The 8157-nt window shown below is 42.6% G+C and carries 5 protein-coding genes and 1 rRNA gene; 5 read left to right on the plus strand and 1 reads right to left on the minus strand.

Features of this window, described 5'->3' with window-relative positions; all coding sequences use genetic code 11:
- Nucleotides 1-3: 3 nt before the first annotated feature.
- Both remB and gyrB read left to right on the plus strand, forming a co-directional pair.
- Nucleotides 4-252 carry an extracellular matrix regulator RemB gene (gene remB / locus UQ64_RS26270; protein WP_036677731.1) on the plus strand — a complete coding sequence of 83 codons (249 nt, stop codon included), beginning with the start codon at nucleotides 4-6 and terminating at the stop codon, nucleotides 250-252.
- 47 nt (nucleotides 253-299) lie between these two features.
- Entirely contained in the window at nucleotides 300-2210 is a 1911-nt protein-coding gene (gene gyrB, locus UQ64_RS26275; protein WP_060626334.1) for a DNA topoisomerase (ATP-hydrolyzing) subunit B, read from the plus strand.
- Nucleotides 2211-2391: 181 nt separating this feature from the next.
- Here gyrB and UQ64_RS26280 read toward each other — a convergent pair whose 3' ends face one another.
- Complete coding sequence (locus tag UQ64_RS26280; RefSeq protein ID WP_060626336.1) at nucleotides 2392-3267, minus strand: YheC/YheD family protein; 876 nt, start codon at nucleotides 3265-3267, stop codon at nucleotides 2392-2394.
- Between the two features lie 354 nt (nucleotides 3268-3621).
- Between UQ64_RS26280 and gyrA the strand changes: the two genes are divergently transcribed.
- The 3 genes from gyrA to UQ64_RS26295 all read left to right on the plus strand — a co-directional run.
- Complete coding sequence (gyrA, locus tag UQ64_RS26285; RefSeq protein ID WP_060626337.1) at nucleotides 3622-6165, plus strand: DNA gyrase subunit A; 2544 nt, start codon at nucleotides 3622-3624, stop codon at nucleotides 6163-6165.
- 268 nt (nucleotides 6166-6433) lie between these two features.
- Nucleotides 6434-7531: an HD-GYP domain-containing protein gene (locus UQ64_RS26290; protein WP_060626338.1), complete on the plus strand. Its 1098-nt coding sequence runs from the start codon at nucleotides 6434-6436 to the stop codon at nucleotides 7529-7531.
- A gap of 430 nt (nucleotides 7532-7961) precedes the next feature.
- Nucleotides 7962-8157: ribosomal RNA gene (locus tag UQ64_RS26295) — 16S ribosomal RNA — on the plus strand; the annotation flags it as partial.

The following is an 8157-nucleotide window of genomic DNA, read 5'->3' on the forward strand; positions in this document are numbered from 1 at the left end:
ATCATGTATATTCATTTGGGCGGGGAGAAGATTATTCGCTCTTCGGAGTTAATTGCAATATTTGATATTTCGATTGAGAAATCTTCCAAGGTGTCTAAGCAATTCGTCATTCACTCTGAGCAGGACAAGAAGCTTGAGCGGATTGGTGAAGAGGAAGCAAAATCTATTGTCGTAACTAAAAATATCGTGTATTACTCCCCCATTTCCTCCTCCACTCTCAAAAAAAGAGCCAAAATTTTGCTCGAAATATAACTTGCGTTTAGTAACAAAGAGATAATCTGAAAGAAGTAGGTGAAGGCATGTCAATGAATCAACCGACATATGATGAGAGCCAGATTCAGGTACTGGAAGGGCTAGAAGCTGTCCGGAAACGTCCGGGCATGTATATTGGTTCCACTAGTTCTAAAGGTCTCCATCACTTGGTGTGGGAGGTCGTAGATAATAGTATCGATGAAGCCCTAGCAGGTTATTGTGACCGGATTGAAGTGATTATTCATGAGGATAACGGAATTACTGTTATCGATAATGGACGTGGCATACCTGTAGGTGAAAACGAAAAACTTAAAAAGTCGACGCTTGAAGTTGTAATGACAGTACTGCATGCAGGCGGTAAATTCGGCGGCGGCGGATATAAGGTATCAGGCGGCTTACACGGTGTGGGTATCTCCGTAGTCAATGCCTTGTCTGAGAAGGTTGTTGTTAATGTTAAGCGTGATGGGCATATTTATCAGCAGGAATACAGACGTGGAGCACCGCAGTATGAGATCAAAGTGGTTGGAGATACGGACGAGACAGGTACGACTACAACTTTTCATCCGGACCCTGAAATCTTTACTGAAACCACGGTCTTTGAATATGCGACACTGCTTACTCGTATTCGGGAGCTAGCTTTTCTTAACAAAGGAATTGAGCTTTCACTGCATGATGAGCGGACCGATGTCACCAACGTGTTCAAATATGAGGGTGGTATCGTTGAATATGTGAAATATTTGAATGAGAAAAAAGAAGCGCTGCACGAGGAACCAATCTACGTGGAAGGCTCACGAGATATGATCCAGGTTGAAGTAGCTCTCCAATATAATGATTCGTATACAGAGAACATCTACTCTTTTGCGAATAATATTAATACCCATGAGGGCGGAACACATGAATCCGGCTTTAAAAGTGCTCTAACACGTATCATCAACGATTATGCCCGTAAAGCGGGTGTGCTGAAGGATGGTAATTCAAACCTGACTGGTGACGACGTGCGTGAAGGATTGACAGCGATTATTTCTGTCAAAATTCCAGAGCCTCAGTTCGAAGGTCAAACGAAGACTAAGCTCGGAAACAGTGAAGTCCGCGGAATAGTAGAATCATTGTTCGGAGAGAAATTGCAGGAATTCCTGGAAGAGAATCCGGCAGTATCACGCCGTGTCCTTGAAAAGTCGCTTTCAGCTTCACGTGCACGAGAAGCTGCTCGAAAGGCTCGTGAGTTAACCCGTCGTAAGAGTGCGCTTGAAGTCAGTGCACTACCTGGTAAACTTGCGGACTGTTCATCCAAGGATGCGTCTATCAGTGAACTGTATATTGTCGAAGGTGACTCTGCGGGTGGATCGGCCAAGCAGGGCCGGGATCGTCACTTCCAAGCGATTCTACCGCTGCGCGGTAAGATTCTAAACGTAGAAAAGGCTCGCTTAGACCGTATTCTATCTAACGCCGAGATCCGGGCTATCATTACTGCTCTTGGTACAGGGATCAGTGATGATTTTGACCTGTCGAAGGCTCGGTACCATAAAGTCGTTATTATGACGGATGCCGACGTCGATGGAGCTCATATTAGAACTCTGTTGTTAACATTCTTCTACCGTTACATGCGGAAGCTAGTAGATGCAGGTTATATCTATATCGCACAACCGCCATTGTTCAAGATAGAACGCAACAAAGTGATCCGTTATGCAGGTAGCGAGAAGGAACGCGATGAGATTATCGCCTCCTTTGGAGAGAATGTTAAGGTCAATGTCCAGCGCTACAAAGGTTTGGGTGAAATGAACGCTACCCAGCTGTGGGACACGACGATGGATCCTGAGGCTCGTATGATGCTGCAAGTAACGATTGAAGATGCGATGCTGGCTGATAGTATCTTTGATACGCTGATGGGCGATAATGTTGAACCAAGACGTGACTTTATCCATGAGCATGCAAAGAGTGTCAGATACCTTGATGTATAAGAATAACATTCAAGCATAAACGCCTTCGGCGTCCTTATAAGGACGATAAGCGTTTAAGCGAGGAAATATAAGACATAAAGTATGGTGTGAAACTTATACTTTCTTATATTTTAATAACCTCCGGCTTCTGTTCCTAACGGAATGAGAATGCTGGAGGTTTTTTGGTTTCATAGCTGTTTTTTTAGGCTTTGGTGTATTGTCTGTTACGAGTAGAGTATGGGGATTTTCTAGCTTTTACACGTCCGTATGCTACAGCATAGCGGTGTATTTTACGATAGATAGATTTATCAGGAAATAGCTTAAATACAACAATGGATGGAAGCGTGTTGACCTCAAGTAGCCACATATCCATTTGCTGATCCATTGCAATATCCAGACCGATTTCTTTAATCCCTGGATAGGTGGCTTCCAATTGGCCAGCAATTTGTACGCCTAAAGTTCTTAATTGATTAATGGTGGAGAGCGTTTCAGAAGGGTTCATATGATTTTTTAATAACGTATTTACTGACAGAATACTGCCTCCACTATGATAATTGGTGACGATTTTCTGAGGGGCAGCTACTCTTCCGAGCATTCCTGTTGTTTCCCATGCACCTGATGGACTCTTTTGGGCAAGAACTCGAAGGTCGAAGGGACGATCTTTATAACGCAGGAGATCAATTCCTTTTTGGATCAGGTAGGTACGGTTCTGAATTCGTTTCTGTAAGGCCTCATGCAGCTCTTCGGGGGAGAAGAAAACTTCTGCCGTCTTTGCATACCTTAAAATATATAGGATCTGTGCTTCTTGCTGTTCTATCTCATTGTTATCGGTGGTACCATTCATTTCAGACTTCTGCTGGCTAGGGCTCAAAATCACTGTACGCTGCTCGGCTCTCATTACACCAATGCCAAAGCTTCCGCGGTCAGGTTTAATATAAACCATTGTATATAACGCAAGCATTTCTTTAAGAACACCTAAATCGTATTTACGAGTATCCGGCACATATAGAGATAGAGATTGATTTTGAAGGATGACTTTTGTTTTTGCCCATTTGCTTGGGACACGTTGAATCTTCATTATCTTCCTCCTTAACAATTTTGTGCAGCATTTGGTCTTTTGAATTCCTTTGTACAAAACTTGCTTTGAAAGCATAATTTTTGACGGCTTAAAATCAGGACAAGCTACCTAAACAATGGTATAATATAAGGATATGGGGTTTGCCTTATGAAACGATACTAGGATAATAAAACCGTGTTTCTTGTCTTTACAGTCTATGTACTAAAGACATTTGCGGAAAGGGCGAATACCCTAATCAGCGCAAAAGAAATCAATATTAGAAGATAAAAGGCTATCATGTTTAATTGTGCTACTTTTGTGAAAGTAATATAATTAAGGGTAGCGGTTTTTTAACTGAAGGAGGTCCAGCAACTCATGGCTGAACAAAATAACCCACAAGTCAAAGATCGGGACATTGGCGTGGAAATGCGTGAATCCTTTATGGATTACGCAATGAGCATCATTGTTAGTCGGGCTTTGCCAGATGTGCGGGACGGACTCAAGCCGGTTCACCGACGCATTTTGTTTGCGATGTCGGAACTTGGAATGTCTGCGGATAAGCCTCATAAGAAATCGGCAAGAATCGTCGGTGAGGTTATCGGTAAGTACCACCCTCACGGTGACTCGGCTGTCTATGAAACAATGGTACGGATGGCTCAGGATTTCTCTATGCGCTATATGCTTGTGGACGGTCACGGGAACTTTGGTTCGATTGATGGTGATATGGCTGCAGCGATGCGTTATACAGAAGCCCGTCTTTCCAAGATTGCAGGCGAAATGCTTCGAGATTTGAACAAAGAAACAGTTGATTTCGCACCCAACTATGATGGTGAAGAGAATGAGCCAGTTGTATTACCAGCTCGTTATCCGAACCTGCTCGTTAATGGGGTATCTGGTATAGCTGTAGGTATGGCTACTAATATTCCACCGCATAACCTGGGTGAAGTTATCGATGGTGTGCAGGCGATGATTAAGAATCCTGATATCACTCCTATGGAATTGATGGAGTATATTCAAGGTCCTGATTTCCCAACGGCTGGATATATTCTGGGTCGTGAGGGCATTCGTCAGGCTTATCGTACGGGGCGCGGTTCAGTGACCATGCGTGCGAAGGCAACGATTGAAGAGAATAACGGTAAGGCTCGCATCATTGTACATGAGCTGCCGTATCAGGTGAATAAGGCAAGACTGGTTGAGAAAATCGCAGAATTAGTACGTGAGAAACGGATCGAAGGTATAACGGATCTTCGAGATGAATCTGACCGTAACGGTATGCGTGTAGTTGTTGAGATGAGACGTGATGTGAATCCAAATGTTGTGTTGAACAATCTATATAAACATACTTCTATGCAATCTACATTTGGAATCAACATGCTTGCCATCGTAAACAACGAACCGAAAATTCTTAATCTGCGTGATGTGCTCTATCATTATTTGCAGCACCAGATTGAAGTTATTCGTCGTCGTACAATATTTGATCTTAAAAAAGCCGAAGCACGCGCTCATATTTTAGAAGGTCTGCGTATTGCGCTGGATCATCTGGATGAAGTTATTGCGTTAATTCGCGCTTCTCGGACAACGGATATAGCCCGTGAGGGATTAATGAGTACCTTTAGCCTCAGTGTAGAGCAGGCTCAAGCGATCCTCGACATGCGGATGCAGCGTCTGACCGGTCTGGAACGGGAAAAGATCGAGAATGAATATAACGAATTGTTAGCTAAAATTGCAGAGTACCGTGAAATTTTGGCGAATGAGCATCTTGTACTGGAAATCATCAGCAACGAGCTGCAGGATATTCGTGATAGATATTCTGATGAACGCCGGACAGAGATTACCGTTGGTGAAGAAAGTATCCTGGATGAAGACCTTATTCCGCGTGAAGAGGTTGTTATTACTATTACACATACGGGATACATCAAACGTCTACCTGTCAGCACCTACCGCAGTCAGAAGCGTGGAGGGCGCGGAGTCATGGGGATGGACACCAAGGACCAGGACTTTGTGGAGCATCTCTTCGTGAGTAACTCTCATAACTATCTGATGTTCTTTACCGATAAGGGTAAGGTGTATCGGATTAAAGCTTATGAGATCCCAGAGCTGGGACGTACTGCACGTGGGACACCAATCATCAACCTGATTCAAATAGAACAAGGTGAGAAGATTAGTGCTGTAATCCAAGTGGAAGAGAGCGATAGTGACAAGTACTTGTTCTTTGCTACCCGCGAAGGTATCGTGAAGAAGACGCCACTTGAGGATTACAATAACATCCGCAAAGGCGGACTTATCGCTATTAACCTTCGTGAAGAGGATTCTCTAATTGAGGTTAAACTGACAGATGGACAGCAAAATCTTATTATCGGTACAGCTCGCGGAATGTCGATTACGTTCTCAGAGAATGATGTTCGTTCTATGGGTCGTAGCGCGACAGGTGTGAAGGGCATTACGCTTGACAGTAATGACCATGTCATCGGTATGGACTGTGTCGATAAGGAGCTTGAGGTTCTGATTGTTACTAGCAAGGGTTATGGTAAACGGACACCAGCCGGTGACTATCGTTCCCAGACTCGTGGCGGTAAAGGAATCAAGACCATTAATCTCACTGAGAAGAATGGTCCTGTAGTTGGTCTAAAAGTTGTTAAGAACGACGAAGACTTAATGATCATTACTACAAGCGGCACCTTGATTCGTACCAGCATGGATGGAATCTCTACTATGGGTCGTTATGCGCAAGGGGTTAAGCTAATTAACATCCGCGAGGATGATGCAGTGGCTACCCTGTGTAGAGCGGATAAGAATGAAGAGGACGAAATGTCTGAAGATATGGAAGGCCTCGAAGAGCAAGTAACAGTAGATGAATCTGGCGATATTGATCAGCCGGAGGAGACAATCGTTGAGGATGAAGAGAATAACTTAGAGTAGGTTATATTCAATAAAGAGCAAGGGCTTCTATTACAGAGACCCTTGCTCTTTTTGCTGTGATTAATTAATAGTTAGTTATTTAATGAAATGTAATGAGAATTTTTATAAGAATAGTTTTCATTACACTAGTCGCTACCTTTTATCCGTACTATAATTAGCCGATAGAGTATAAATCAGTATATAAAGTACTATTTTCTCAGAAATTATCTGTCATATTAGATTTCGGTAATCCTGAGCTTATTGTTATAGAAATTAAGGGGCTGAGTATATGCCAAATGTATTAGTAGGAGAAGTTAAAGCGGGCTCAAAGATAATCAAAGATGTAATTACACCTTTGGGTGGAATTTTGTTCACCAAGGGAAAAATACTACTCCCCCGTGATCTAGAAATTTTAGAAGCCTTTTTGGTTGGGCAAGTGGAGATCGAAGGCGTTCAAGGAGAGCCCAATTCTGATGCCGTCAATAAAACCGCCAAGCAGACATCACTTAAAGCTGGAGCCATAATAAATGAATCGATGCTGATTAAGAGCAATTCTCCATTACATGATGAATATGAAAAAATGATCGTACTTATTAGGACCAGCTATCGTTCGGTAACGGCAGCCTCTCTTCCTATTTTTGAATTGCGAAGTCAGTTAGAGGTACTAATTAGTCATCTGAAAGATTATCATGTCTTGAAGTTCTCTCCACGTACGCTAAAAGACGAGGATTATAACTATCACAATGCCGTGCTGTCTGCGTTAACATCATATAAGATCGCTCAGTGGTGTGGGTATCCACAGAAGGATTGGATGCAGATCGCTTTTGCTGGATTACTACATGACATAGGAAACGCAAAAGTAGATAGTTCTCTTTTACATAAGCCGGAGTCGCTTAATAGTGCTGAAATAGAAGAGGTTCGCAGACATACTACATATGGCTATCAATTATTACGTAATGTAACAGCGATTAATGAAGGGGTAAGACTGACGGCATTGCAGCATCATGAGAAGGTTGATGGGTCTGGTTATCCACTTAAGCTAGAAGGTAGCCAGATTCATTTTTACGCAAAAGTAGTCGCGGTAGCAGATATATTCCATGCTATGACTTTGGAAAGAGCCTATAGAAAGGCACAGTCCCCTTATTTAGTGTTAGAGCAGATTATGACAGAAAGCTTCGGTAAGCTCGACCCAGTCGTTGTACAGACCTTTATACAGAAGAGCACCGATTTGTTTAATGGAACCAGAATACGTCTTAGCGATGGTCGTCACGGGGAAATTATATTCACTGATCGTGCCAATCCTACACGTCCTATGATTAAAGTAGAGGGTGCGATTGTTAACCTAATGGTGGAGCGGGATCTGTATATTCAGGAGATTATTGCTTAGAGAAGTAGGTATTGAGAGACTGAAGAACTGAGGTTGTGCTACCAAGTATATACGAGTATATCTAGCTAATTGATAGCACAGTCTCTTATTTTTAGATTATATTAAAAAAAAGTGTTGCAATGAAACTCTATACATGATATATTCTAAGTCCGGCCAAGAAATACACATGCCGAGCTCGAAAAAGAAGTTAAAAAAGAGCTTGACATTAAATAGCCGAACATGATATAGTATAAGAGTTGCTGCTGAGACATTAAACGGTGCCAACGAGAACTTGATCTTTGAAAACTGAACAACGAGTGAGTGGGAAATCACGAGAGTGAAATCCAAAATAGATGAGTTTCACAGCGTATTTTACGCTTTTGAAATTTCATCGTGAGAATTAATTTTCTCGTCAGATGTTTCAAAATGAGCATATCGCTCTTTTCAATACTAATTGGAGAGTTTGATCCTGGCTCAGGACGAACGCTGGCGGCGTGCCTAATACATGCAAGTCGAGCGGAGTCACTTTGAAAGCTTGCTTTCAAAGTGACTTAGCGGCGGACGGGTGAGTAACACGTAGGCAACCTGCCCCTTAGACTGGGATAACTACCGGAAACGGTAGCTAATACCGGATAATTTCTTTCTTC

Origin of the sequence: Paenibacillus etheri (assembly GCF_001012825.1) — a bacterium.
Classification (GTDB): domain Bacteria; phylum Bacillota; class Bacilli; order Paenibacillales; family Paenibacillaceae; genus Paenibacillus_AQ; species Paenibacillus_AQ etheri.